The sequence below is a fragment of the Streptomyces canus genome (genome assembly GCF_030815415.1).
Lineage (GTDB): Bacteria > Actinomycetota > Actinomycetes > Streptomycetales > Streptomycetaceae > Streptomyces > Streptomyces canus_F.
Genome location: NZ_JAUSWW010000001.1, coordinates 3,304,701 through 3,330,792 on the forward strand (window position 1 = coordinate 3,304,701; position 26,092 = coordinate 3,330,792).

At 70.7% G+C, this 26,092-nt stretch carries 23 protein-coding genes; 6 read left to right on the forward strand and 17 right to left on the reverse strand.

Features of this window, described 5'->3' with window-relative positions; genetic code table 11:
- Positions 1 to 116: 116 nt before the first annotated feature.
- Positions 117 to 671 carry a YceI family protein gene (locus QF037_RS15040; RefSeq protein ID WP_307025471.1) on the forward strand — a complete coding sequence of 185 codons (555 nt, stop codon included), beginning with the start codon at positions 117 to 119 and terminating at the stop codon, positions 669 to 671.
- Positions 672 to 728: 57 nt separating this feature from the next.
- Here QF037_RS15040 and QF037_RS15045 read toward each other — a convergent pair whose 3' ends face one another.
- Complete coding sequence (locus QF037_RS15045; protein ID WP_307025473.1) at positions 729 to 1,289, reverse strand: YdeI/OmpD-associated family protein; 561 nt, start codon at positions 1,287 to 1,289, stop codon at positions 729 to 731.
- Between the two features lie 244 nt (positions 1,290 to 1,533).
- On the opposite strand from QF037_RS15045, the gene QF037_RS15050 reads away from it, so the two are divergent.
- Positions 1,534 to 2,316, forward strand: a complete 783-nt coding sequence (locus tag QF037_RS15050; protein ID WP_307025475.1) for a serine protease — start codon at positions 1,534 to 1,536, stop codon at positions 2,314 to 2,316.
- A gap of 402 nt (positions 2,317 to 2,718) precedes the next feature.
- Here QF037_RS15050 and QF037_RS15055 read toward each other — a convergent pair whose 3' ends face one another.
- Both QF037_RS15055 and QF037_RS15060 read right to left on the reverse strand, forming a co-directional pair.
- On the reverse strand, positions 2,719 to 4,053 hold the full coding sequence (locus QF037_RS15055; protein ID WP_307025477.1) for a hypothetical protein: 1,335 nt from the start codon (positions 4,051 to 4,053) through the stop codon (positions 2,719 to 2,721).
- A 34-nt stretch (positions 4,054 to 4,087) separates the two neighbouring features.
- Positions 4,088 to 7,108, reverse strand: a complete 3,021-nt coding sequence (locus tag QF037_RS15060) for a glycoside hydrolase family 3 protein (protein WP_307025479.1) — start codon at positions 7,106 to 7,108, stop codon at positions 4,088 to 4,090.
- A gap of 216 nt (positions 7,109 to 7,324) precedes the next feature.
- On the opposite strand from QF037_RS15060, the gene QF037_RS15065 reads away from it, so the two are divergent.
- Positions 7,325 to 7,816, forward strand: a complete 492-nt coding sequence (locus QF037_RS15065) for a hypothetical protein (protein ID WP_307025480.1) — start codon at positions 7,325 to 7,327, stop codon at positions 7,814 to 7,816.
- A 7-nt stretch (positions 7,817 to 7,823) separates the two neighbouring features.
- Here the strand turns inward: QF037_RS15065 and cimA are convergent, their stop codons facing one another.
- From cimA to QF037_RS15115, 10 genes are all read right to left on the reverse strand, one after another.
- Positions 7,824 to 9,428: a citramalate synthase gene (gene cimA, locus QF037_RS15070; protein WP_307025482.1), complete on the reverse strand. Its 1,605-nt coding sequence runs from the start codon at positions 9,426 to 9,428 to the stop codon at positions 7,824 to 7,826.
- Positions 9,429 to 9,738: 310 nt separating this feature from the next.
- Positions 9,739 to 11,016: a TolB family protein gene (locus QF037_RS15075; protein WP_307025484.1), complete on the reverse strand. Its 1,278-nt coding sequence runs from the start codon at positions 11,014 to 11,016 to the stop codon at positions 9,739 to 9,741.
- 33 nt (positions 11,017 to 11,049) lie between these two features.
- Entirely contained in the window at positions 11,050 to 12,324 is a 1,275-nt protein-coding gene (locus tag QF037_RS15080) for a TolB family protein (RefSeq protein ID WP_307025486.1), read from the reverse strand.
- Between the two features lie 114 nt (positions 12,325 to 12,438).
- Positions 12,439 to 13,044 (reverse strand): TetR/AcrR family transcriptional regulator, encoded by a 606-nt coding sequence (locus tag QF037_RS15085; RefSeq protein ID WP_307025488.1) that lies wholly within the window; start codon positions 13,042 to 13,044, stop codon positions 12,439 to 12,441.
- Positions 13,041 to 13,541 (reverse strand): hypothetical protein, encoded by a 501-nt coding sequence (locus tag QF037_RS15090; RefSeq protein WP_307025490.1) that lies wholly within the window; start codon positions 13,539 to 13,541, stop codon positions 13,041 to 13,043. The genes QF037_RS15085 and QF037_RS15090 overlap by 4 nt, the downstream gene beginning before the upstream one ends.
- Positions 13,542 to 13,550: 9 nt before the next feature.
- Positions 13,551 to 14,576, reverse strand: a complete 1,026-nt coding sequence (locus QF037_RS15095; protein WP_307025491.1) for an agmatine deiminase family protein — start codon at positions 14,574 to 14,576, stop codon at positions 13,551 to 13,553.
- Between the two features lie 17 nt (positions 14,577 to 14,593).
- Positions 14,594 to 16,306 carry an urease subunit alpha gene (locus tag QF037_RS15100; RefSeq protein WP_307025493.1) on the reverse strand — a complete coding sequence of 571 codons (1,713 nt, stop codon included), beginning with the start codon at positions 16,304 to 16,306 and terminating at the stop codon, positions 14,594 to 14,596.
- Positions 16,303 to 16,998, reverse strand: a complete 696-nt coding sequence (ureA, locus tag QF037_RS15105) for an urease subunit gamma (protein WP_307025495.1) — start codon at positions 16,996 to 16,998, stop codon at positions 16,303 to 16,305. Before ureA ends, QF037_RS15100 begins: the two co-directional genes overlap by 4 nt.
- Positions 16,999 to 17,232: 234 nt before the next feature.
- Positions 17,233 to 18,321, reverse strand: a complete 1,089-nt coding sequence (locus QF037_RS15110; protein WP_307025497.1) for a branched-chain amino acid aminotransferase — start codon at positions 18,319 to 18,321, stop codon at positions 17,233 to 17,235.
- 255 nt (positions 18,322 to 18,576) lie between these two features.
- Positions 18,577 to 19,620 carry a 3-isopropylmalate dehydrogenase gene (locus QF037_RS15115; protein ID WP_307025499.1) on the reverse strand — a complete coding sequence of 348 codons (1,044 nt, stop codon included), beginning with the start codon at positions 19,618 to 19,620 and terminating at the stop codon, positions 18,577 to 18,579.
- Between the two features lie 142 nt (positions 19,621 to 19,762).
- Between QF037_RS15115 and QF037_RS15120 the strand changes: the two genes are divergently transcribed.
- Entirely contained in the window at positions 19,763 to 21,325 is a 1,563-nt protein-coding gene (locus tag QF037_RS15120) for a purple acid phosphatase family protein (RefSeq protein WP_307025500.1), read from the forward strand.
- A gap of 52 nt (positions 21,326 to 21,377) precedes the next feature.
- On the opposite strand, the gene QF037_RS15125 is transcribed toward QF037_RS15120, so the two are convergent.
- The gene (locus QF037_RS15125) at positions 21,378 to 21,509 is read right to left on the reverse strand and encodes a hypothetical protein (protein ID WP_266887662.1); all 132 of its coding nucleotides are present in this window, start codon (positions 21,507 to 21,509) and stop codon (positions 21,378 to 21,380) included.
- 221 nt (positions 21,510 to 21,730) lie between these two features.
- Positions 21,731 to 22,627: a LysR family transcriptional regulator gene (locus QF037_RS15130; protein ID WP_307025502.1), complete on the reverse strand. Its 897-nt coding sequence runs from the start codon at positions 22,625 to 22,627 to the stop codon at positions 21,731 to 21,733.
- 104 nt (positions 22,628 to 22,731) lie between these two features.
- On the opposite strand from QF037_RS15130, the gene QF037_RS15135 reads away from it, so the two are divergent.
- Positions 22,732 to 23,727, forward strand: coding sequence for an NADP-dependent oxidoreductase (locus QF037_RS15135; RefSeq protein WP_307025503.1), 996 nt, complete (start codon positions 22,732 to 22,734; stop codon positions 23,725 to 23,727).
- A gap of 30 nt (positions 23,728 to 23,757) precedes the next feature.
- On the opposite strand, the gene QF037_RS15140 is transcribed toward QF037_RS15135, so the two are convergent.
- The gene (locus QF037_RS15140; protein WP_307025505.1) at positions 23,758 to 24,120 is read right to left on the reverse strand and encodes a hypothetical protein; all 363 of its coding nucleotides are present in this window, start codon (positions 24,118 to 24,120) and stop codon (positions 23,758 to 23,760) included.
- 213 nt (positions 24,121 to 24,333) lie between these two features.
- Here QF037_RS15140 and QF037_RS15145 point away from each other — a divergent pair, with 213 nt between their 5' ends.
- Positions 24,334 to 25,200 carry an alpha/beta fold hydrolase gene (locus QF037_RS15145; RefSeq protein ID WP_373463724.1) on the forward strand — a complete coding sequence of 289 codons (867 nt, stop codon included), beginning with the start codon at positions 24,334 to 24,336 and terminating at the stop codon, positions 25,198 to 25,200.
- Here QF037_RS15145 and QF037_RS15150 read toward each other — a convergent pair.
- Entirely contained in the window at positions 25,184 to 26,020 is an 837-nt protein-coding gene (locus QF037_RS15150; protein WP_307025506.1) for an alpha/beta fold hydrolase, read from the reverse strand. The genes QF037_RS15145 and QF037_RS15150 overlap by 17 nt on opposite strands.
- Positions 26,021 to 26,092: the final 72 nt, after the last annotated feature.

A 26,092-nucleotide genomic window follows, 5' to 3' on the forward strand; every position in this document is an offset into this window, starting at 1 on the left:
CAGCGTAATCACGCCAACACTTTACGGATGATGTTGAAACTTGTACGGAATAGGTCTACGGTCGTTCCTGTTAGGTAATTCAACGTTCAACTTCCTCACTTCCCAAGGAGCACGCCATGGCGAACACCGACCTGACCGCCCTGACCGGCGACTACTCGATCGACGCGGCTCACTCGACGATCGGCTTCACCGTCCGCCACGCCATGGTGACCAACGTGAAGGGCAAGTTCCTCGACTTCAGCGGCTCGCTGCACCTGGACGGCGGCGACCCGGCCGCGTCCTCGGCGTCCATCGACGTCAAGATGGACAGCATCGACACGGGCTCCGCGGACCGCGACGGCCACCTCAAGAGCGCGGACTTCTTCAAGACGGACGAGTTCCCGACGATGACCTTCCGCTCCACCAAGGCCGAGGCCCTCGGCGACGAGGACTACCGCATCACCGGTGACCTCACCATCCTCGGCACCACCAAGCCGCTCACCATCGACCTCGAGTTCAACGGCGCCGCGAAGGACCCCTTCGGCAACGAGCGCGTCGGCTTCGAGGGCAAGGCCACGATCCTGCGCTCCGAGTGGGGCCTGACCTGGAACGCGGCGCTGGAGACGGGCGGCGTGCTGGTCTCCGACAAGATCAAGCTGAACTTCGACATCTCGGCCATCAAGAACGCGTGACGCGTCTTTCGTGAGCATGCCCGCCCTCGTGTCCTTGAGGGCGGGCGCTCGGCGTTCTCAGCCGTCGTGACCGGACAGCTCCTCCAGGCCGGCCACCGCCGAGGCGACCTGAGCGGCCCGGCTCTCCGGGGTGAGGGCCCGCAGCACACCGAGCATGACCTGGTACCGGTCCGTCCTGCCGAGCCCCTCGAAGGCCGCTTCGGCCCGCGGGCTGCGCTCCAGCGCGGCGGCCAGGTCGTCCGGCACCCCCGCCTCCTTCTGGGAGAGGTACGCCGCCGCCCACCGTCCGTCCGCCTTCGCCGCGTCGATCTCCGCGAGGCCGGTCTCACGCATCCTGCCGTCGGCGATCAGTACCTCGACCCGGCGGACGTTGACCATGGACCAGAGGCTGCCGGTGCGGCGCGGGGTGATCCTCTGGAGGAAGTGCGAGGCGTCGAATCCCTTGCGCTGACCGGTGATCCAGCCGTGGCAGAGGGCCACGTCATTGACCTCGGCGGCGGTGACGGAGGGGACGCCCGAGCCCTTCTTGGCGACCTTCACCCAGAGGCCGGGGTGGGGGGCCGGGTGGGTGGTGAGCCAGGCGTCGAGGGCGGCGGCGGAGGCGAAGGTTTCCGACATGGCACGACCGTACGCCGCTATGAGGTCGGTTCCTGTCCTAGTCGGCGCGCGGCCGGGCTGGCCGAATCACACCCCTTGTGCGGCCTGTCGCAGCGTTCTCATAATCCAGCAACAGATTTGACCTGCCCATGCCAGGCCCATACCGGCAGATGGGCGCCTCTTTGTGTTTCTTATTGGCATGCGCACGACAGATCTGTGACTGAGCACTTCATGAGTACTTCCACCCCCCACGGAAGGCAGAACGTTGAAGAGACTCCTCACGGCCCTCAAGAGATGCGTGGCCCTCGGCGCCGCCGCCCTCGCGATCGCCAGTCTTCAGCCCGTCTCGGCCGCGCAGGCCGCCCCCGCTCCCGTCGTCGGCGGAACCCGTGCCGCGCAGGGCGAGTTCCCGTTCATGGTCCGGCTCTCCATGGGCTGTGGCGGCGCGCTGTACACGCAGCAGATCGTGCTGACCGCCGCGCACTGTGTGAACGGGACCGGCGCGAACACCTCCATCACCGCCACCGCCGGTGTCGTGGACCTGCAGTCCACCAGCGGGCGGGTCCAGGTCAGATCGACGTACGTGTACCGGGCTCCCGGGTACAACGGCGACGGCAAGGACTGGGCGCTCATCAAGCTCGCCTCCCCGATCAATCTGCCGACGCTGAAGATCGCCACGACCACGCAGTACAACACCGGGACGTTCACCGTCGCCGGGTGGGGCGCGGCCAGTGAGGGTGGCGCTCAGCAGCGGTACATGCTCAAGGCGACCGTGCCGTTCGTGAGTGACGCGACCTGCCGTTCGTACAGCGGGTACAGCGGGCTCATCGCGAGCGAGGAGATCTGTGCGGGGTACGCGGCGGGTGGGGTCGACACCTGTCAGGGGGACTCAGGTGGGCCGATGTTCCGGCGGGACGCCGGCAACGCGTGGGTGCAGGTCGGCATCGTGAGCTGGGGTATCGGGTGTGCGCGGGCCAACGCGCCCGGTGTGTACACCGAGGTGTCGACGTTCGCGTCGGCGATCGCGTCGGCTGCGGCTTCTCTCTGACGCACGGGTTGTCTCGTACGAACTTCCGCGGGCTCGGCGTGTGGTGCGCCGGGCCCGTTGTTCGTGGACGGGGCTTCTTTCGCCCCCGCCGCCCCTACCCGTCCCACCCCCAGGGGCTCCGCCCTTCGACCCCACTGGGGCTCCGCCCCAGGCCCCGATCGGCCCGAAGGGCCTCGTCCTCAAACGCCGGACGGGCTGAGATTGCCTGGCCCGGCGTCCAGGGGCACAGCACCTGCGGGCGGGCGGGGGATCGGGACGGCGAACCCTCCTCCCCGGACGCCGGACGAGCCGAGATTGCCCGGGCCGGCGTCGAGAGGCTCCGTCCCAGCGGGTGGGCGGGGGCTTGGGATGGCAAGTCTTCGTCCCCAAGCGCCCGACGGGCTGGGATTGCCTGGACCGGCGTCAGAATCCTCCCCCGCCGAAGTCGCCTCCCCCTCCGAAGTCGCCGCCGCCGAAGCCGCCCGAGAAGTCGTCGGAGTTGAAGTCCGCGCCCGAGATGTCGCCGCCTTCGTAGCCGGAGTCGGGGCCGTAGTCGGACGCGTAGGCCGGGGTGGTCATCATGCTGCCGAGCATCGTGCCGACGAGGAGGCCGGGGAGGAGGCCGCCGCCGAAGTAGCCGCCGGCCCAGGGGCCGTAGGCGGGGCCCGCGTCCCAGTAGGGGCGGCGGCCCTGGTCGGTGTCGACCTCGCGCATCACCGGGTCGCGGCCGTCGGCGAGGCGGGTCGCGTCGGCCGCGCAGACGGGGACCTCTCGCGGGGCGCCGCTGGGCGGGGTCCAGGTCGCGTCCGTGGTGGACGGGCCGTGGCGGGGGTCGAAGAAGCAGGGCGGGCGGCGGTCCGGGAGGGGCCGGCCCTCCCTGCGGGCGGCCAGTCGTGCCAGGGAGAAACGGCCGTCCTCCAGGGCCTGGGTCACCGCACGGACCTCCTCCGGCTGCCGTGCGGCCGCCATGAACGACTTCGCCTTCTCGTAGGAGTCGAGCGCGTGTTCGTAGTCCTCGCGCATGGCGTCGTCCGCGCCCGGTTCGGCGGGGTGGAAGTCCAGACGGTCCAGTTCCTCGCCGAAGGCGGTGATGTCCTCGTCCACCACGACCCGCAGCTTCTCCAGGGCGGCCCGCTGCTCCTCCGCCTGGCGGCGGCGGTTGCGGCGGACCAGCGTGTACGCGCCCACGCCACCGGCCGCCAGCACGGCGCCGACCGTCACCAGCGCACCCGCCGGAACCCCTCCGCCGTCGGAGGACGAGCCCCAGCTCGCGGGCGCCGAACCGCCCATGTTGGCCAGGGCCTGGTCCGCGAAGTCGTCGAGCTGGTTCTTCGCGTCACTCTCGCCCCCGACGCTCGCGACGAGGTTGCGCACGGCCGTCCTGGGCAGGACCGAGGAATCCGCGCCCGCGTCGAAACGGTCGCCGACCCGCACCGCGTACAGACCTGTCACGCCGGTCGCGGTGCGCAGGTTCCGCAGGAGGTTCTCGGTCGGCTGGTCCGCGGGCAGGACCGCCACGAACAGGGCCTTGTCCGCGTCCTCGATCTGCTCGGCGAGCGCGGCCGCGTCCCCGGAGGACAGCTGCGCGGACGCCGCCGGGTCGACGTACACCGGACTCTCGCGGAGCGCCTCGGCGATCCTGGAGACGCTCGTGGCGGCGGAGGCGGGCGCGGGAACCGCCCACAGTACGGTCAGGGCCGCGAGCACAAGTGCCGCGAGCAGCCCTGGGAGGCTTCGGGTCCGCAGGACGGACGTCATACTTCGAAGCTACCCGAAGCCTCCCAAAAGAGCCTCAGCCGGTCGCCCGGTAGGCCTGTGTCAGTTGTGCCACCGCCGCCGCGTACCGCCCGGTGAGCAGCAGGTGGTCCGCTTCGGCGAAGGGCTTCGCCGACGCGGCCGTGATCTTCCTCTGCTGGACGATCAGCCGCGCCTTGGTCACGATCGCGCGGCCCGTCTCCTCGGACCCCGCCTTCTCGGCCACCGCCGCCGCGACGCCGAGCGCCTTCAGTGTCGTCGCGCCGCCCTCCGGCACCTTGGTCAGCGTGGTGAGGCCCCAGCCGTAGGGGAACTGCGGGTCGTACGCCGTGTCGCCGACGTTGATCGGCAGCTGCTCCTGCGACTTCGGCCAGGTGACGGGGAGTTGCCCGGTGAAGGCGCGCTTGCCGTAGATGACGTCAGCGACGCCGTCGCCCTCCGTCCCGGGCAGCCAGGAGGCCACCAGCGCGTCGATCTCGCCCAGCCGGTCGCCGATGAGCTGGGGGCGGCCGGAGACGATCAGCACCGCGCACTTCATGGCCGCGCAGACCTTGTCGACGGCCGCCCGGTCGGCGGGGCTCAGCTCCAGGTCATGACCGTTGCCGACGTCTCCGACGCCCTCGGCGTACGGGGTCTCGCCGACGACGACCACCCCGATGTCGTGGCCGGTCGTGGGGGCGGAGGCGTCCTTGGAGTACGTCAGCCGCGCGGAGTTCTTCCGCATGGCCTCCAGGATCGTCGTACCGGGGGTGATGTCGCCGGACGCGCCCTGCCAGGTGACGGTCCAGCCGCCGCTCTGGTTGCCGATGTCGTCGGCGTTGGAGCCGGCGACGTACACCTTCTCGGACCCCTTCAGCGGCAGCACGCCGTCGGCGTTCTTCAGCAGCACCTGTGACTCGGCGGCCGCCCGGCGGGCGACGGCCCGGTGCTCGGCGGAACCGATCTTCGAGGCGCCGCTGGTGTCGGCGTACGGCTTCTCGAAGAGACCGAGGCGGAACTTCTGCGTGAGGATGCGGGAGACCGCGTCGTCGATGCGCTGCCCGCTGACGCGCCCGGCCCGTGCCTCCTCCATGAGCGTGGTGCGGAACTCCCTGAAGGCGTACGGGACCATGACCATGTCGACGCCGGCGTTGACCGACGTACGGACGTCGGACGCGCGGTCGCCGGGGATCTGGTCGATGCCGTCCCAGTCGCTGATCACGAAGCCGTCGAAGTCCATACGGCCCTTGAGCACGCCGTTGATCATGTCGGCGCGGGCGTGCATCTTGACCGGTCCCTGGCCGTCGCCGAGGACGTCGAGCGAGGAGTACGAGGGCATCACGGTGCCGACCCCGCGGTCGACGGCGGTCTCGTAGGGCGCCAGGTGGACGGCTTCCAGCTGCTGCCGGGTGACCTTGGTGACGCCCTGGTCGATGGTGTAGGTGCCGGTGGTGGAGGAGCCGTACGCGGTGCCGCCGTCGCCGACGAAGTGCTTGGCGGTGGCGAGGACCTTGTCGTTGTCCTTCAAGTCCTTGCCGTTCCGGGCGCCTTGGAGGCCCTGGATGACCGTCTCCAGGGAGTCGACGAGGGCCGGGTCCTCGCCGAAGGACTCGTAGGAGCGGCCCCAGCGTTCGTCGCGGGTGACGCAGAGGCAGGGGGCGAAGTCCCAGGGGACGCCGGTGGCGCGGACCTCGGCGGCGGTGACCGCGCCGGTCCGCTGGGCGAGTTGGGGGTTCCGGGAAGCGCCGAGGCCGATGTTGTGGGGCATGACGGTGGCGCCGACCAGGTTGTTGTGGCCGTGGACGGCGTCGACGCCGTAGACGAGGGGGATCTGGAAGCGGGTCGCCTGGGCCCGGAGTTGGAAGCCGTCGATCATCTTCGCCCAGGCCTCGGGGGTGTTGGGCGTCGGCGTGGAGCCGCCGCCGGACAGGAGCGAGCCGAGGTCGTACGTGGCGACGTCCGCCCCGGTCCCCACGGCTCCGCGCTCGGCCTGGGCCATCTGGCCGGCCTTCTCCGCGAGCGACATACGGGAGAGGAGGTCGGCGACACGCCGCTTCACCGGCAACTCGGCGTCCAGATACGGCAGTCCGTGCGCGTCGACGACGATCTGCGGGGTCTCGGCCGGGGGCTTGGCGCCGGTGACGGTGAGGGCGAGGGGGACGGTCTCCGCGGGCTCAGCCTTCTTGTCCTTCAGCGTCGGTACCCGCACGGTCCGTGTGGCGCCGGAGACGGTGCCTGCCGGGAAGGTGATGGTCCCGCTGACCGGGGTGTAGTCCTTGCCGGGGTCGGCGGTGCCGGTCGCGGCCGTCTCGTAGGCGACGGTGACGGGTTCGTCGATCGGGGCGGAGCCCGTGGTGGCGACGGAGATCTTCACGGTCGCCGTGCCGCCCTCGTCCGTCGGGTGGACGGCGGAGTCGGTGAGGACGGAGGCGCGCAGTGACTGGTCGGCCTTGCCGTACAACTCGACGCCGTCCATGGCGAACCGGCCCTGGATGCCGACGGGGAGGGTGACGGCGTAGCCCCATGTCCCGGTGAGGCCGAGGATGTGGTCGATGCCGCCGACGGGCTGGTAGTCCGTGCGGTAGGCGAAGTCGGTGAAGGGGATCTCGATCTGCTTCCAGCCGCTGAAGTCGTCGGTGAAGGACGTCGTCCACAGCTCGGAGGCCTCGCCGTCGGCGCCGCCGTCCTTGAGCTCGAAGGCGACCTTCTTGCCGTTGTCGCGGCCTTCCCACCAGAAGCGGATGCCCTTGTGGGCGGACCAGTCGTGGGCGGGCTCGGCGAAGGCGAAGTCATGGGTGAAGCCGCCGTAGCCGCTGATGTCGTAGGCGCCGGACAGGACGCGGTCGCCCTCGGGGGCGTCGGCGCGTTCTTCGAGCGCGAGCGCGGGCGGGTCGTCGTTGTCGCTGCCCCAGGTGAAGATGCCCCCGGCGGGCGGGTTCGCGAAGGGCACCTCGCCCTCGAAGCGGTCCACGGGGACCGAGGCGGGATCGTCGGCGGCCTGTGGCTGTGCCTGTGCGGACACCATCGGCAGCAGGGTTGTCAGCAGGGCGGCTGAGGCGAGCAGGGCGGTTCTTCGCATGGAGCTTCCCCTTGGCTCTCGTTAGTCCACTCATGGCTTACCTCACGCCGTGAGTTAACTGGTGGCACCCAGGCCCGTCAAGGCATCACGTCAGCCATTCAGCCCCAACTGGCGGGCTGGTGAGGCACGTTGTGGGACCGCAATGGGAACGGTGCACAACAGTGGTCGCCCGGCTTCCCGTCCCGTGATGTGGTGAAGGCGACGAAGGGTGGGGGCATGGGGCGTGCGGGGGTGGCGGCGCTGGTCGGGGCCGTGGGCGGGGCCTTGCTGCTGAGTGGGTGCGGGGCCTCGCTGCTGCCGCTGGTCGCGGTACGGCTGGACGCCTCGGGGGCACCCCAGGCCTTGCTGCGGCCGTGCGGCGACGACCTGATCCAAGGTCTCCGGCTGACCGGGGCCCCGACCGAGGGGGACTCCGACGAGAACCTCTCCGGCTGGGAGACGTCCGGCAAACGCGCGGGCGAGGACATCGGGTTCCCGCTGTTCGAGCCGCCGGCCGCGTGGCACGCCCGGGTGGCCGGGCAGCAACGGCTGGTGCCGGCGTACACCTACCGACTCGCCTTCGGGAAGGCCGAGTTCAACTACGAGTACACGGGCACCGGCACGTTCCGCGCGGCAGACCTCGCCGCTCTGCGGCCCGGTCAGGTCTGGGCCGATGGCCGGGCCATGAGCCTCGGCGAGTTCGAGGAGCTCGCCGAGGACTCGTGTTGAGCGGCGGTTACTCGGCGGGCTCCACGCCGGCGCGCAGCAGGCCGTAGGTGTAAGCGTCCTCCAGGGCCTGCCAGGACGCCGCGATCACGTTCTCCGCGACTCCCACGGTCGACCACTCCCCCGCCCCGTCGGACGTGGAGATGAGCACGCGGGTCGTGGACTGGGTGCCGTGAACGCCTTCCAGGATGCGGACCTTGTAGTCGACGAGGTCGAGCTTGGCGAGCTGGGGGTAGATCTTCTCCAGGGCGACCCGGAGCGCGCGGTCCAGGGCGTTGACGGGGCCGTTGCCCTCCGCCGTGGCGACGATGCGCTCGCCCTTGGCGAAGAGCTTCACCGTGGCCTCGTTCGCGTGGCTGCCGTCGGGGCGGTCCTCGACGATCGCGCGCCAGGACTCGACCTGGAAGTACTTCAGGGGCTTGCCCTCGACCTCGGCGCGCAGCAGCAGCTCGAACGACGCGTCCGCCGCCTCGTACGTGTAGCCCTTGAGCTCGCGTTCCTTCACGCGCTCCACCACCCGGCCGACCACCTCGCGGTCGCCGCCGAGGTCCACGCCCAGTTCCTTGCCCTTGAGCTCGACCGAGGCGCGGCCCGCCATGTCGGAGACCAGCATGCGCATCGTGTTGCCGACCTGCTCGGGGTCGATGTGCTGGTAGAGGTCCGGGTCGACCTTGATGGCCGAGGCGTGCAGGCCGGCCTTGTGGGCGAAGGCCGAGACGCCCACGTAGGGCTGGTGCGTCGAGGGGGTGAGGTTCACGACCTCGGCGATCGCGTGCGAGATCCTCGTCATCTCGCGCAGCTTGCCCTCTGGCAGCACCTTCTTGCCGTACTTCAGCTCCAGGGCCGCGACCACCGGGAACAGGTTGGCGTTGCCGACGCGCTCGCCGTAGCCGTTGGCCGTGCACTGGACGTGGGTGGCGCCCGCGTCCACCGCGGCCAGGGTGTTGGCGACCGCGCAGCCCGTGTCGTCCTGGGCGTGGATGCCGAGCCGGGCGCCGGTGTCGGCGAGGACCGTGGAGACGACCGCCTGGACCTGGGCGGGGAGCATGCCTCCGTTGGTGTCACAGAGGATGACCACCGAGGCGCCCGCCTCCGAGGCCGCCCGTACGACCGCCTTGGCGTACTCCGGGTTCGCGCGGTAGCCGTCGAAGAAGTGCTCGCAGTCGACGAAGACCCGGCGGCCCTGTGCCGTCAGATACGACACCGTGTCGCGGACCATCTCCAGGTTCTCGTCCAGCGTGGTGCGCAGGGCGAGTTCGACATGGCGGTCGTGGGACTTGGCGACCAGGGTGATCACCGGGGCGCCGGACGCCAGCAGCGCGTTGACCTGCGGGTCCTCCGCCGCCTTGGCGCCGGCCCTGCGCGTCGCGCCGAAGGCGACCAGCTGGGCGTGCTTGAACTCGATCTCCTGCTGGGCGCGGGCGAAGAACTCGGTGTCCCGCGGGTTGGCGCCGGGCCAGCCGCCCTCGATGAAGCCCACGCCGAAGTCGTCCAGGTGCCGCGCGATGGCCAGCTTGTCCGCGACGGTGAGGTTGATGCCCTCCCGCTGGGCGCCGTCGCGCAGGGTGGTGTCGAAGACGTGGAACTGATCGTCGAGCTCGCTGGTTGCGGTCATGGTCTCAAGGCTCCTGAGGATTGGATCTCGGTCTGTACCGGAATGACCGGCTCCACCGTCCCCACATGGTCCCTCGCGCTCTCGCCTCTGGTTACGGGTGGGCCAGAAAAGCGAAAAACCTCTCGCGGGTGCGAGAGGTCTGCGCGCGGGTCGAGGACGACGGTGTCCGCCCGTACCTGGTCGTACGTGGCGGTCACTGCGGACCGGCGCGCCTGCTGCCAATAATCATGGCGAACGAGAGCACGGGGGCAGTCTGGCACAAGACTCCCCCGCGCTCACCGTCCGTCTCAGGATGCGAACCGGGTGCTGGTCACCGCAGGTGGCGGACGAAGCCGTCGGTGACCCCGTTGGTGTCGTCCGGCACCAGTTGCGCGGAACCGGAGGCGAGGCCGACCGCCCTGCCGCCGCGGGTGACGGAGTAGAGGGTGACGTTCTCGTCCTCCACGGTGCCTCCGGTGACCGACTCGGTGACGAGGCGGATCGATCCGGTGCGCAGGTCGCGCAGGTAGATGTTGCCGACGCCGAAGTAGCCCGTCTCCCGGTTCCGCAGGGTCGCCTCGTAGGCCACGTACCGGCCGTCGGGACTGATCTCGGGGCTCTGGGTGCCGAAGGCCGTCTCGGCGTTGTGGGAGATCCTTCGGATCTCGCCGCCGACCAGGTCACGCACGAACACGTCCGTGGTGTCGTTGGTGTCGCCCGGGACCAGGTCCGGGGCGCCGGAGCTGAAGGCGACGAACCGGCCGTTCGCGGTGAGCGAGCCGTCGAGGGCCTGGCTGGTCGGGGTGCCGTCGGGTGTGACGTTCAGCTGCTGCCGGGTGCCCTCGCGGATGTCGTACGCCCACAGGGCCGAGCCCGGCCCCCGGTACTGGAACTGGTTGTAGACCAGGCGGCTGCCGTCCTCGCTGACGTCGTAGAGAACGGACGTCCAGTCCGGACGGGCTCGGTCGCTGACGCGTTTGACGGTTCCGGTGGTGCGGTCGAGGAGGTAGAGCATCCGGTAGCCGTTGGGGTCGTCGGCCTCCATCCGGTTGGGACGGGCGGTGAAGGCGATGTAGCGGGCGTCGGCCGACATGGCGGCGCCGCCCGCGTCGACGGAGCGTCCGTCGACCCCGAAGCTGAGCCGTTCGGTGGTACCGGTGCGGCGGTCGTGCAGATAGACGTCGTCGACCCATTCCTCGGCGGGCGGCGGCGTGTCCCAGTGGTCCAGGTTGCGGGCCTGGGAGGTGAACAGCACGTACCGGCCGTCACGGCTGATGTCGGACACGGAGGACTCCCCGTCGGCCTGGGCTCCGCCGGTACTGACGTTGACCCGCTCGACCGTGCCCTTGCGCAGGTCGCGCACGAAGACGTCGGTGAGGCCGTTGGTGTCGCCGGGCACCAGGTTGGTGGCCTGGGACGAGAAGACGGCGAAGCGTCCGTCGCCGCTGAACTCGGGGCCGTAGGAGTTGCTGTCGCCCTGCTCGCCCGTGGCCGACTCGGTGATCCGGTCGGTGTGGGGTGCGGGGGCGGCGGTTGCGGTGGTGACGGACAGTGCGATGAGGCCGGACAGGAGTCCGGCGGCGACTGCGAGACGTGTGCGGGTGTACAAGATCTGTTCCCCCCTGTTGCGTGCGAAGTGCGGTCAGTGCAGGCGGCGTACGAAGACGTCGCGGTTGTCGTTCGTGTCTCCGGGCACCAGGTCGGTGGCCCAGGAGTCGAAGGCCACGACCCGGCCGTTCCGGCTCACCGCGGTGGCCGGCCAGCCCTGGTAGTCGCTCTCGCCGCCGTCCTGGGCGACGGTCACCCGCTGGGTGACGCCGGTGCGCAGGTCGCGGGAGAAGAGCGGGCCGTGGGCGGTGTCGCCCGCCACGAGGTTCGTCGCGCCGGAGACGAAGGCGACCCGCCGGCCGTCCTCACTGATCATCGGCTCGTACGACCTGGCGTCCAGCTGTTCCCCGGTCGCGCTGACGGAGACCCGTTCGACGGTGCCCTTCTTCATGTCCCGGACGAAGATGTCCTCCATGCCGTTGGTGTCCCCGGGCACGAGGTCGGGAGCGGCGGAGTAGAACACCGCGTACCGGCCGTTGCCGCTGAACGTGGGACGGCTGGTGCGCTGGTCCGCGCGGTCGAAGCGCTCCTTGAGCCCGGTTCGCCGGTCCCAGGTGTAGGCAGCCCCGTGGCGGCCGGGCCTCGCCTGGTTCATGGCGTACGCGACGCGGCTGCCGTCGGCGCTCATGCTGGGGGCGCCCATGATCCAGGAGTGCCCGTCGTCGGTGGGCGGCGGTTCGGTGACGCTGACGAGGCGGGTCGTGCCCTCTTCGCGGTCGCGCACGTAGACGCCCACCCCCATGCGCGTGCTCGTGTCGCCGTGGTCGGTGAGCGAGGAGACGAACGCGATGTACCGCCCGTCCCGGCTGATCACGGGATCGGTGCCGTGGGCCGGTTTCTCGTCGTCGGTGAGACTGACGACCTCGGTCCGGTCCTTCACCCGGTCCCAGAGGAAGACACCCGAGAACCAGTTGCCCTCCTCGGGCGACCCCGTGCCGCCCTGGAAGACGACGTACCGCCCGTCGGCACTGATGTGGGCGCCGTAGGCGAGCGTGTACTCGCCCCCGTCGTCGCGCACGCTGACCCGCTGGACGGTGCCCTTGCGCAGGTCGCGCAGGAACACGTCGGTGGACTGGTTGGTGTCCCCCGGCACCAGGTCGTCGGCGTCCGACTCGAAGACGACGAACCGGCCGTCACCGCTGATCGACGGCGTCCGCGAGTCCCCGGCCACCTGCTCACCGCCGGCGCCCTCACTGACCCGCCGCGTCTCCCCTCGCTCCGGCGCGGCACCGGCCGCCACCGTCACCGTCGACAGCGCGATCGCCCCCGCGAGCAGCGCTACAGACGTCCCCCGTAGGACATGTGACATCGTTTCCCCCGTTGACACTGCTTCCCCCGGCCCTGTGCCGAGGGCTCTCTACGAGGCAAGCGCATCACACGACACACGGCAATCCCCCGAATTGAGTACAACCCGGGCGCCGCCTCACGCGTCCGCGAGAAGGTTCTCGTCCAGGAACTCCCGTACGTGGCCGAGAATCTGCGCTCGGTCCGTGCCTCGCAGACCGATCGCCACGTGGATGGAGAATCCGTCGAGCAGCGCCCGCAGCCGGGCGGCCACGCGGTCCGGGTCGACCGCGCGGAACTCGCCCCTCGACACTCCTTCCGCCAGCAGTGCCACCAGGTCGCGGTGCCAGGCGCCCTCGATGGCGGCCTGCCGGTCGCGGGCGTCGGCGGGGGCGTTCTGCGAGCGGTTCCAGACCTCCAGCCAGAGCGTCCAGTGGGGGTCGCGATGGCCGTCGGGGACATACAGGTCGACGTACGCATCGAGCCGTTCACGCGCGGTGGCCGTACGGGTGAGGAGGCGGCCGCGCTCGGCGCCCAGCCGGCCCTCGCTCCACTCCAGGGTCTGGAGCAGCAGCTCGTCCTTGGAGTGGAAGTAGTACAGGAGGTGGCCGCTGCTCATCCCGACCTCGCGGCCGAGGGCCGCCATGGTGAGCTTCTCCAGGCCGAGTTCGGCGATCATCTCCATGGCGGCGACGAGGACGTCCTCGCGGGGCGGGGCGGGGGTGCGACGGCGGGCGGGGGTCATACGACGGACTCCACGCGGACGGCGTCCGGCAGGAAGTGCGTCTCGTACGGGCCGTAGCACTCGGAGTACCGCGTCGCCACGGCCGTGCCGCACTCCGCGCAGACCTCGTTCGGCCCCTCGCGGCCGGGACGGCCGCAGCACCCGACCTCCTCGACGGCGGGGTTGGCGGACAAGCGCCCACGGGTGTCCTCGGGGTGGACCACCCATGTGTCGCGCGGCCCGGCGGACATCAGGCATCCCGGTCCGTCGGGGTCTCCTATGCACACGTCCCCCGGGTGGGCCGATCCGCACCACTCGGGGTCGGGATGCGGCACGTACGGCGCCCCGCACGGCTCCGGGTCCACCGCGTACGCCCCGCGCGGGAGGGTCGGCGGGGCGTGCCGGGAGCCGTCGGGGTTCTTGAGTCCGTCGTACTCCGGGCGGGGCGGCACTTCCGGCAGGAGCCGCAGCGGCTCGGTCAGGCGGCTTCCGCAGGCGGCACAGGTCAGCACGTTCACCCGTACGTTCTACCTGACCGTCGTCCTCGGCTGCTGCTGGGTGATGCAGTGGATGCCGCCCCCGCCCGCGAAGACGGTCCGCGCGTCCACCGGTGTCACCGTCCGTTCGGGGAAGAGCCGGCGGAAGATGCCGGCCGCGAGTTCGTCGTTCGGGTCGTCGAAGGCGCAGAGCACGACGCCGCCGTTGCAGAGGTAGTGGTTGATGTACGAGTAGTCGACCCACTCCCCGTCCTGGTCCTTGAGGACGGTGGGGGCGGGGATCTCGACGACCTCCAGGCGGCGGCCCCTCGCGTCCGTCTGTCCGCGCAGGATCTCGACGTACTCCCGCGAGCGGGCGTGGTCGGGGTGGTCCGGGTTCCGCTGGCTGTGGACGACCACGGTGCCGGGCCCGGCGAAGGCCGCGACGATGTCGACGTGCCCCTGGGTGCCGTACGTGCCGTAGTCGCCGGCGAGGCCGTGCGGGAGCCAGATCGCCTTGCTGGTGCCGAGTCGGTCGTGGATCTCCGCCTCGACCCGTTCGCGCGTCCAGCCGGGATTGCGCTCGGCGCCGAGCTGGACCGTCTCGGTGAGCAGGACCGTGCCCTCGCCGTCGACGTGGATCGCGCCGCCCTCGTTCACCAGTGCGCTGCTCCGGACCGGGACCCCGGCCAGGTCCGCGACGTGGCGGGCGATCTTGGAGTCGTGCTCCCAGCTCGCCCAGTCCTGTGCCCCCCAGCCGTTGAACACCCAGTCCACGGCGGCCAGTCGACGGCCGTCGCTCACGAACGTGGGCCCGATGTCACGCATCCACGCGTCGTCGAGCTCGCGCTCCACCAGGTCGATGTCCGGTCCGAGCAGCTCGCGCGCGGACTCCCCCTGGCCCGTGCCGTGCACCATCGTCACCGGCTCGAAGCGGCGCACGGCGCGGGCCACCGAGGCCCAGGCGGTCCGGGCCTCGGCGAGTTCCTCGTCGTCGGTGAAGGTCGCGTTGGGTCCGGGCCAGGCCATCCAGGTGCGCTCGTGCGGCTCCCACTCGGCGGGCATGCGGTAGGTCATGAGGTGCTCCAGGGGGCCTAAAGGAAGTACAGGCGGTTGAGGGAGACGGAGTCGGCCGGCTCGGAGCGCAGCGGCTCGCCGTCGAGGGTGACCAGGCCGGTGCGTTTGTCGACATCGACCGCTCCGGTACGGGAGTTGAGGCGCAGGTCGGCCGGTCCGATGCCGCGGGTGCCGCGGACGGCGACCCTGCGGCGGCGGGTCGGCATCGAGTCGTTGCCCTGGTCGAGCGCCGCCCGGGCGACGAAGGCGACGGAGAGATCGGCGGGGGTGGCGCCGTACGCGCCGAACTGCGGCCCCAGCACGAGGGGTTCGCAGGTGTCCGTCGCCGCGTTGGGGTCGCCCACCACGCCGTACGCCGGGAAGCCGGACTTCAGTACCAGCTGCGGTTTCGCGCCGAAGTACTCCGGGCGCCACAGCACGATGTCGGCCAGCTTGCCGACCTCGATGGAGCCGACCTCGTGCGAAAGTCCGTGCGCGATGGCCGGGTTGATCGTCAGCTTGGCCAGGTAGCGCAGGACGCGTTCGTTGTCGTGGTCCTCGTCGGGGGCTCCCGACTCGGCCTTCATCTTCCCTGCCATGGCGAACGTACGGCGGACCGTCTCGCCCGCTCGCCCCATGCCCTGCGCGTCCGAGGAGGTGATGCCGATCGCGCCCAGGTCGTGCAGGACGTCCTCGGCCCCCATGGTCCCGGCGCGGATGCGGTCGCGGGCCAGGGCGGCGTCGCCGGGCAGGTCGGTCTTCAGGCCGTGGACGGAGACGATCATGCCGTAGTGCTCGGCGACCGCGTCCCGGCCGAAGGGCAGGGTGGGGTTGGTGGAGGAGCCGATGACATTGGCGACGCCCGCCATCTTCAGCACGTTCGGGACGTGTCCGCCGCCGCAGCCCTCGATGTGGAAGGCGTGGATGGTGCGCCCCTCCAGGACGCGCAGGGTGTCCTCGACGGACAGGCACTCGTTCAACCCGTCGCTGTGCAGGGCGACTTGGACGTCGTGCTCCTCGGCGACCCGGAGCGCCGTGTCCAGAGCCCGGGTGTGGGCGCCCATGTCCTCGTGCACCTTGAAGCCGGACGCACCGCCTTCGGCGAGGGCCTCGATCAGGGGCGCGTCGTGCGAGGACGAACCCCGGCCCAGGAAACCGATGTTGACCGGCCAGGCGTCGAAGGCGTTGAACGTGTGCCGCAGCGCCCAGGGCGAGTTGACGCCGACGCCCCACACCGGCCCGAACTCCTGGCCGATGATCGTGGTCACGCCGGAGGCCAGCGAGGCCTCCATGATCCGGGGCGACAGCAGATGGACGTGGGTGTCGACGGCCCCGGCGGTGGCGATGAACCCCTCGCCGGACACGATGGACGTGCCGGTGCCGACCACGACGTCGATCCCGTCGAGGGTGTCGGGATTCCCGGCCCGGCCGATGGAGTGGACACGGCCTTCCCGGATGCCGATGGAGACCTTGCGGATCCCCTGCACGGCATCGATCACGACGACGTTGCTGATGACGACGTCACAGGTCTCCCGCACGGCCGCGGCCTTGAGGTGCAGTCCGTCGCGGGCGGTCTTGCCGAAGCCGGCGAGGAACTCGTCGCCGTAGCGCTGGGAGTCGGCCTCGACGCGGATCGTCAGCCCGGAGTCGCCGAGCCGGATGCGGTCGCCGGCGCGGGGGCCGTGGGTGGCGGCGTACTCGTGGGGGGTGAGGCGGCGGGCCTCGGCGGGGTGCCCTCCGGGGCGGCTCATCGGCCGGCCTCCTCGGCGGGCACGCCCAGGTAGCCGCAGGCGGCGGCGCGGCGCAGGGCCTCCTCGCGGGCGCCGGGTGCGTCCAGCGGTCCGTCGACGAGCCCGGCGAAGCCGATGGCGACGCGGGCACCGCCGATCGGCACCAGGCCGACCTCCAGCGACTCCCCCGGCCCGAACCGCACCGAGGAACCGGCGGGGACGGCGAGCCGCGTCCCGTAGGCCTCGGCGCGGTCGAAGTCGAGGCGCGGGTTGACCTCGAAGAAGTGGAAGTGGGAGGTGACGGAGACGGGGACGGTCGCGGTGTTGGTGACCGTCAGCCGTACGACGGCCTCCGGCTCGGCGTGCTCGGGTCCGGGCAGCAGCGCGCCGGGAGCCTCGGGGCCGAGCCCGCCGCCGATCGGGTCGCTCACCACGGCCAGCCGGGACCCGTCGTCGAAGACGGCCTCGACATGCACCTCGGTGACGACGTCCGCGACACCGGGCAGCACGTCGTCAGGACCGAGCACCGCGCGGGCCCGCTCGACGGCCTCGGCGAGCCGTGCCCCGTCGCGGGCGGCCTCGCACACGGTGTCCGCGATGAGCGCGGTGGCCTCCGGCACGTTGAGCCGCAGCCCTCGGGCGCGGCGGGCACGGGCCAGCTCGGCGGCTCCGAAGAGCAGCAGCCGGTCGCGTTCGGTGGGGGTCAGCCGCATGTCGTTCCCTTCTCTTAGAACTTCACTCTAATCAGAGACATCGACGAAGGGAACCCTGCGCTCTTCTCATGGCATGCATCACATTGAGTGTCGTTCTAATTGCGATCACGACATGCGCCCTGAAGAGGCGCGGGGAACTGCGCGACCAGCCACGACGGTGCCGCGGCCGACAGACGGCATACGAAAGGGCCGCCGCGGACACGGAGTCCACGGCGGCCCCGGTGGGGTCCGCGATTAGCCCAGCTTGTGCATCCAGCCGTGCTTGTCCTCGGCCGTGCCGCGCTGGATGTCCAGCAGGGCCTGCCGCAGCTTCAGCGTGACCTCGCCCGGCTCGCCGCCCGACTGCTGCCACTCGGCGTTCGCGCGCTTGACCGTGCCGACCGGGGTGATCACGGCGGCCGTGCCACAGGCGAAGACCTCGGTCAGGGTGCCGTTCTCGGCGTCGCGCTGCCACTGGTCGATGGAGACGCGGCCCTCCTCGGACTCGTAGCCGAGGTCGCGGGCGACCTCCAGCAGGGAGTCGCGGGTCACGCCTTCCAGGATCGAGCCCGTCAGCGTCGGCGTGATGATCTTGTCGCCGTACACGAAGTACAGGTTCATGCCGCCGAGTTCCTCGACCCACTTGTGCTCGACCGCGTCGAGGTAGCAGACCTGGTCGCAGCCCTTGGCGGCCGCCTCGGCCTGGGCGAGGAGGGAGGCCGCGTAGTTGCCGCCCGTCTTCGCGTCGCCCATGCCGCCGGGGACGGCGCGGACGCGGTCCTCGGAGAGCCAGATGGAGACCGGCTTGACGCCGCCGGGGAAGTAGGCGCCGGCCGGGGAGGCGATGACCAGGAAGAGGTACTCGTTGGCGGGCTTGACGCCCAGGCCGACCTCGGTGGCGATCATGAAGGGGCGGAGGTAGAGGGACTCCTCGCCGCCGTGCGCCGGGACCCAGGCCCGGTCCTGCTGGACGAGGGCGTCGCAGGCCTCGATGAACGTCTCGACCGGCAGCTCGGGCATGCCGAGGCGGTGTGCGGAACGCTGGAAGCGCTCGGCGTTCTTCTCGGGGCGGAAGGTGGCGACGGTCCCGTCGGGCTGGCGGTACGCCTTGAGGCCCTCGAAGATCTCCTGCGCGTAGTGCAGGACCATCGTCGCCGGGTCGAGCTGGAGCGGGGCGTACGGCACGAGCTGGCCGTCGTGCCAGCCGCGGCCCTCGGTCCACTTGATGACGACCATGTGGTCGGTGAAGTGGCGGCCGAAGCCGGGGTTCGCCAGGATCGCGGCGCGCTCGGCGTCGGAAAGTGGCGAGGCTGAGGGCTTGAGCTCGATCGTGGGCGTCGTCATGAGTGGTTGTCCTTCACCGGTTGTGTAGTGATGGGCCGCGCTCCACGCCCCTTTACTGTCAGTTGCCAGTGCTAGGACGTCCGAGCATTCCCTCATTCCGCGGCTCCGCGTTCGATTATCGCGCTGCGGAGGCCGGGGACGAAAACGGCGTGAATGCGACCCAGGGGATGATGGTGGCACCCGGCGGGGACATAAGGAAAGCCGCCGGGTGCAGATGCGACCCGGCGGCTTCGTGTGGTTCTGGAGCCTGGCGGGTCAGCCGGCTACTCGTACGGCGAGCGCGTCGCCGATCTCCGACGTGCTGCGCGCGGGCTTGCCGGTGCGCTCAGCGAGGTCGACGGAGACCGCCTCGTCGATCCGGGCGGCCTCGGCCTCGTAGCCGAGGTGACGCAGGAGCAGCGCGACGGACAGGACCGTGGCGGTGGGGTCGGCCTTGCCCTGGCCGGCGATGTCGGGGGCCGAGCCGTGGACGGGCTCGAACATCGACGGGAACTCGCCGCTGGGGTTGATGTTGCCGCTCGCCGCGACGCCGATGCCGCCGGAGACGGCCGCGGCGAGGTCGGTGATGATGTCGCCGAAGAGGTTGTCGGTGACGATCACGTCGAACCGGGCCGGGTCGGTGACCAGGTAGATCGTGGCCGCGTCGACGTGGATGTAGTCGGTGGTGACCTCGGGGAACTCCTCGGCCACCTGGTTGAAGACGTTCGTCCACAGGTGGCCCGCGAAGGAGAGCACGTTGTTCTTGTGGACCAGCGTGAGCTTCTTGCGGGGACGGGCCTGGGCACGGGCGAAGGCGTCGCGGACGACACGCTCGACACCGAAGGCCGTGTTCACGGAGACCTCGGTGGCGACCTCGTGCGGGGTGCCCTTGCGGATGGTGCCGCCGTTGCCGGTGTACGGGCCCTCGGTGCCCTCGCGGACCACGACGAAGTCGATGGCCGGCTCGCCCTTCAGCGGTGTCTCCACACCCGGCAGCAGCTTCGACGGCCGCAGGTTGACGTGGTGGTCGAAGAGGAAGCGGAGCTTGAGCAGGAAGCCGCGCTCCAGGACGCCGGAGGGGACGCTGGGGTCGCCGATGGCACCGAGGAGGATCGCGTCGTGCTGCTTCAGCGCGTCCACGTCGGCGTCGGTGAGGGTCTCACCGGTGGCGTGGTAGCGCTTGGCGCCGAAGTCGTACTCCTTGGTCTCCAGCTTCACATCCTGCGGAAGGACGGCGGAGAGGACCTTCAGACCTTCGGCCACGACCTCCTGGCCGATGCCGTCACCGGGAATCACTGCGAGATTGATGCTGCGAGACATGTCCGCACCCTACTCCGCGTCCCATGGGATGACACGACACGTCCGCCATACGGACAGCCGCGCACACCTGGGCGTCAGCCCTTCGACTGGCGTTCACCCGTACGTATGGCGGGTGTTGGGCTGCGCTGGGAACTTCACCGGCATGGACCTTCCCGACGTCGGCATCCCGCCGCAGCTCGCGCGCCGGATGAGCATGGCCGAGCAGTACGAGTATCTGCGCACGAAGCTGACCCGGCGCCGCACCCTGGTGACGGCCGGCGCGGTGGCGGGCGGCCTGCTGACCGGCGGCTGCGCGGGAGACTCGCCCTCGCCCTCTTCCCGTACGACCGCTTCCCCGTCCCCCTCCGCCAAGGTGCACGGCTCGGTCGTCGCCCCCTTCGGCCGTCACCTCGCCTTCGGGGCCGACCCGAAGACGCAGATGCGGATCTCCTGGCAGGTCCCGCTCGCGGTGCGGAAGCCGTTCGTCCGGATCGGCACACGCCCCGACGATCTGAGCCGCCGGATCGGGGCCGAGGTCCGCGATCTGCGCACCCCGGGCGTCCCGGGCGTCCGCGCGCCCCTCGACCAGTACTACCTGCACGCCGCCCTGGACGGCCTGCGCCCCGGCACCACCTACTACTACGGCGTCGGCCACGACGGACTCGACCCGGCCGCGGCCGCACACCGCTCCACCATCGCGTCCTTCCGCACAGCCCCGGCGAGCCCGGAGACGTTCGTCTTCACGGCCTTCGGCGACCAGGGAGTCAGCAAGGCGGCGGCCGCCAACGACCACATCCTGCTGCGTCAGAACCCCGCGTTCCATCTCCACGCGGGCGACATCTGCTACGCGAACGTCAACGGCCGGGGCGAGACCTCGGACGGCTACGACCCCGCGTACTGGGACCTGTTCCTCAAGCAGAACGAGGAGGTCACACGGTCGGTGCCGTGGATGGTGACGACCGGCAACCACGACATGGAGGCCTGGTACTCCCCCGACGGCTACGGCGGCCAGCTCGCCCGCTGGTCCCTACCGGACAGCGGCTTCGACCCGCGCGCGGCGCCGGGCGTGTACGCGTTCACGTACGGCAACGTCGGCTTCGTGGCGCTGGACGCCAACGACGTGTCGTACGAGATCCCCGCCAACCTCGGCTACACGGGCGGCAAGCAGACGGCGTGGCTGGACGAGAAGCTGGGCGAGCTGCGGGGATCCGTGGACTTCGTCGTCGTCTTCTTCCACCACTGCGCCTACTCGACCTCCTCGCACGCCTCCGACGGCGGGGTGCGCGAGGAGTGGCTGCCGCTGTTCGCGAAGCACCAGGTGGACCTGGTGATCAACGGGCACAACCACGTCTACGAGCGCACCGACGCCATCAAGGGCGACGCGGTCGGCAGGCGGGTGCCGATCGGCGCGTCGACCGACCCGACGCGGGACGGGACCGTGTACGTGACCGCGGGCGGTGGCGGCAAGGACCTGTACGGCTTCCCGGCGGGCGTGAAGGAGAGCTACGAGGGGCACGTGCGCGACCGCGAGTCCGTGGACACCTTCCGGTGGACGAAGTCACGGGCCGCCGACAAGGAGACCGTGGAGTGGTCGCGGGTGCGCTACCGGGGGTTCTCGTTCCTCCAGGTGGAGGCGGAGAGCGGTACGGCGCCGAGGCTCAAGGTGTCGGCGCTGGCACAGAACGGCGACCGGATCGACCATTTCGAGGTGCGGCGCGGGACGTGATCCCGCGCCGCATCCCGACGGGTGCGGCTCCCGGTACTGGGGGTGTGCGGCCTCAGTGGCCGGTCGAGCCGCCGTTGTCACGGCGGTCGAGGGCGCGCTGGAGGGCGGCCGCGGCGTTCTTGCGGTCGGACTCGTTCGTACGGACGGTGTGACGGACTCGACGGCGGGCGGTCGTCTCGGCCATGAGAAATCGACTCCTTCGAATTCATGGAGTACGGAAGGACGTTACGAGACGCCGGAAGAGGCGGGGAGCGGTGGCCACAGGGGTTGCCTGCATGGGGCCCGGCTCACGACCGCCATTCGCTTGATCGAGCGAGACGTTCGGCTTCTACAAAGCTAAGGGAGGAGGCTCGGTCTGTCTCCACAATTACTCGGACTTCCTACTATCTGAGACAGTGCAGTGGGTCACACGGCGCTGACCTGCGGTTTCGCATGGCTGCGCAGCTCGCGGACCAGGGCTCGCACGACGGCAGTGGTGGCGAGTTCGGGTGTGGTGACGTATCCGATCCGACGGGTGGGCCGGTCCGGTCCGAGATCGGTGATCTCCAGGCCGTGGGGTGCCCTGGTGAGGGAGAGCGCGGGCATGATCGCCATGCCGAGACCGCTGCCCACCATGGAGAGCACCGCCCCGTCGTCCTCGGCGCGGACGGTCGCGGTGGGGATCCAGTCCTGGGCCGCCCACCAGGTGCGGGTGTAGGAGGAGCAGTTCTCCCGCCAGTCGACGAGCGGCAGGGAGCGCGGGGCGGGGTGGCCGGCCGGATGGACGAGCGCGTACGGCTCCTCCAGCAGTACGTCCCCGACCAGGTGCGGCGGGATCGGGGAACTGGTGCCGAAGGTGGCGATACCGAGGTCGGCCCGCCCCTCGGCGACCTCTCCGGCCGTGCCGGGCCCGATCTCCCGTACGACGGTGACGGTCGGCTCGATCGCGGGGTGCCGTGCGGTGAGGCGTTCCAGGACGGGAGGCAGGAGGTGGAGGGCGGCGCTGCGGAAGGCGGCGATCCGCAGGGGCCCGGCGACGTCGTGGGGCTCCGCGGCCCGCGTCTCCCGGACGAGCAGGTCCAGCATCCGCAGGACACGACGGCCGTGGGCGACGGCCCGTGCGCCGGCCGCCGTGGGCCGGGCCCCGTACCGTCCGCGGTCGAACAGTACGACGCCCAGCTTGCGCTCGATGCCGCGCACCGCGTGCGAGACGGCGGACTGACTCGTGCCGAGCCGGACGGCGGCGGCCGAGAAGCCGCCCTCCTCGGCGACCGCGACGAGGGTACGGAGTTCCTGCGGCGCGAGATCGACGGTGCTGCTCATGGCGCGTCCCCCACCTGCTGCTATGAGCGAAAGCTCATGGATGTGTCCGTTCCATGAGCGCAACCCTCTGCTGCGGTTCGGCATTCCTCCGTACGGTCCCGTCCATGACCGACACAGCGATCACCGTGCACCAGACCGCCCGCCCGAAGGGCTTCCCCACCGCCGACGACTTCGCCTTCGTGGAGTCCTCCCTGCCCTCCCCCGCCCCCGGCACCGCGCTGGTGGAGAACCTCTACTGGTCGGTCGACCCCTACCACCGCGAAATGATGGACGGCGACTTCGAGTTGAACGCGCCACTGGAAGGCCGCGCGCTGGGCCGGGTCGTGGCCTCGCGGGACCCGGGGCTGCCCGAGGGCGAGATCGTCTTCCACCGGCAGGGCTGGCGCACCCACTCCCTGGTGACCCCGGGGGAGGTCAGACGCCTGCCGTTGCACCAAGGGGTCCCGCTGTCCGCGTACTTGAGCGTGCTGGGGGGCACGGGCCTGACGGCGTACGTCGGTCTCACCCGGATCGCGCGGCTGCGCGAGGGCGACGACGTGTTCGTCTCCGCGGCGGCGGGCGGGGTCGGAACGGCGACGGGCCGCTTCGCGCGGCTGCTGGGCGCGGGCCGGCTGGTGGGCAGCGCGGGCTCACCGGAGAAGGTCCGCCATCTGACCGAACAGGTCGGCTACGACACGGCGTTCGACTACCACCAGGGCCCGGTCCCGGACCTCCTGGCGAAATCCGCTCCCACCGGCATCGACGTCTTCGTCGACAACGTCGGCGGCGACCACCTGGGCGCGGCGATCGGCGCCCTGCGCGACCACGGCCGCGTGGTCCGCATCGGCACGGTGAGCCAGTACAACACCCCGGACGCGCCCCCGGTCGTCTTCAACCACGCCGACGTGGTGGAGAAGCGCCTGCGCATCGAGGGCTTCCTGGTCAGCGACTACCGCAACCTCCAGGACGAGCTGTACGACTTCGCCGTCCCGCACCTCCTCAGCGGCGCGCTCACGCTGGACGAGACGGTGGTGGAGGGCTTCGAACGGATCGTGGAGGCGTTCTTGTCGATGCTGAGGGGCGGGAACGTGGGGAAGATCTTGGTGTGCGCGAGGATGTGACCCGGCATGTGAGGGCGAGGCCCGTGCAGGTCAGGAGACCGGCGCTGAGGGACGCGCCGTCAGGGACACCGACCTCAAGTACACCGCCGGTGACCGCTCCAGCCGAAGGCCGGCTCCATCGACGTCCGCCAACGCCCGCTCCACCTCGCCCTGTTCATGCCCGAAGAGGTCGATGTCCTGCCAGACGACCGGGAAGGCCGGCGCGTCCGGCTGAGCGAGGTTGATCCAGTCGAGTCGCCGCCTTTCGTCCGCGGCCCCGCAGACCAGCAGCTCGACCCCTTCGTAAGCGGCCCCGAAGCTCCACCCCGCCCCGCAGACCCACGCCTCCCGTACATCGGCAAGCGTGGCCACCATCCACTGGGCCTCCCGCTCCCCCATCCCGAATCGCAGCACCCCTGCCCCTCGGGGCAGGACAAGCCCTTCCCCAGGGCGGAGTTCGAAGTGGAGCGGCATGGTGCCGAAGGGTAGTCGTCGCGTCACGAAGGTCGGCACCGCCCGTGCACGACATCAAAGCAGCGCCCAGATAACCCCTCAAACTCACTTGACCAGTTAGGCGCCTCGTGCTGAGCTTGCCTAACCATCAAATAGTCAGTCAGGGGTTAGAACATGATGACCGCCCACCGCACCACCACCGTCCGCGGCCTCGACGTCCACTACCGCGAGGCCGGGCCCGCCGACGCCCCCGTTCTCCTGCTGCTGCACGGCTTCCCGAGCAGCTCGCACATGTTCCGTGACCTCATCCCGCTTCTCGCCGACCGCTACCGCCTCATCGCCCCGGACCACATCGGGTTCGGGCGCTCGTCGGCTCCGGGAGCCTCCGACTTCGCGTACACGTTCGCCGAACTCGCCGAGATCACCGCCGAGTTCACCGAGCAGTTGGGGCTGACGGAGTACGCCCTCTACATCCAGGACTACGGCGCCCCGATCGGACTGCGGCTCGCCCTCGCGCATCCCGAGCGGGTGACGGCGATCGTCACGCAGAACGGCAACGCCTACGAGGAGGGGCTGGGGAAGGAGGCCTGGGCTCCCGTGCTCGCGCTCATCGCCGAGCGGACGCCGGAGACCGAGGCTCCGGTGCGGGAGATCTCCTCGCCGGACGGCATCAAGTGGCAGTACCTGCACGGGGTTCCGGAGGACCTGCAACACCTCGTCAGCCCGGACGCGTACGAGCACGACGCGGCCTTCATCGCCCGCCCCGGCCAGTCGGAGATCCAGCTCGACCTGATCTCCGACTACGGCTCCAACTTCGCCCTCTACCCCGCCTTCCACGACTACTTCCGCACCAGCCAGGTCCCGCTGCTGGCCGTCTGGGGCGCCCACGACGAGATCTTCGTTCCGGCCGGCGCCCTCGCCTACCAGCGCGACCTCCCGAAGGCCGAGATCCACCTCCTGCCCACGGGCCACTTCGCCCTGGAGACGCACGCACCCCAGATCGGCGCGCTGATACGGGACTTCTTCAGCCGGACCCGCTGAGCGCCGCCCCCACCGCCTCCCGGAAGCCGTCCGGATCCTCCACCCACGGCGAGTGCCCGGCACCGGGGAGCACCACCCGCCGCACCCGGGGCAGCGCCCGCTCCAGCGAGTCGACCGCCCAGCGCGGCCGGACGTCCCGCTCACCGTCGACGATCAGCACGGGCACGTCCAGCCCCTGGCAGGCGGCGTACAGCCCGGGGCTCCCCCAGGTCTGTTTCGTCTCCGCGCCCAGCGCCCTGTTGCACTCGAAGTTGATCTCGAACCAGGGGTCCGCCAGCCGACCGGCGTGCTCCAGCGCCCGCTCCCGGTCCTCGAAGTCGGCCGACCACTGCAGCACCGCCCGCTCACGGTCGCCGTCCGTCAACTCCTGCCACCGGGCGAACCGTTCGGGCACCTCACCCAGCCTCGCGCGGAAGTTCTCCTCGAAGGGCCCGCGCCAGGTGGACACCGGGTCGATGCCCGTGCCGCTCACGTACACGAGGCCCCCCACCCGCTCCGGGTGCGCCAGCGCATAGCTCAGCGCCAGCTGGGCGCCCCAGGAGTGGCCGAGCAGCACGGGCCGGTCGAGCGCGAAGTGCTGTCGTACGGCGTCCAGATCCGCCACGAACCGGTCGGTCGTCCACGGCCCCGCGGCCCGCTCGGAGCGCCCGCACCCGCGCTGGTCCCAGCGGACGACGGTCGCCCGGTCCTCCAGCATGGCGGCCACGTCCTCGAACATGTCCCACAGTCCGGGGCCGCCGTGACACAGCACCAGGGCCTCGCCGCCGTGCCCCTGCCGCGAGGCCCACAGCCGTACACCGTCGTCAGTCGTCACCGTCATGACCACGAGTCTGTGCCACGAGTCCACCCGCAGACGGCCAAGGGCCGGGCAACAGCCCGGCCCTTCAAGCTC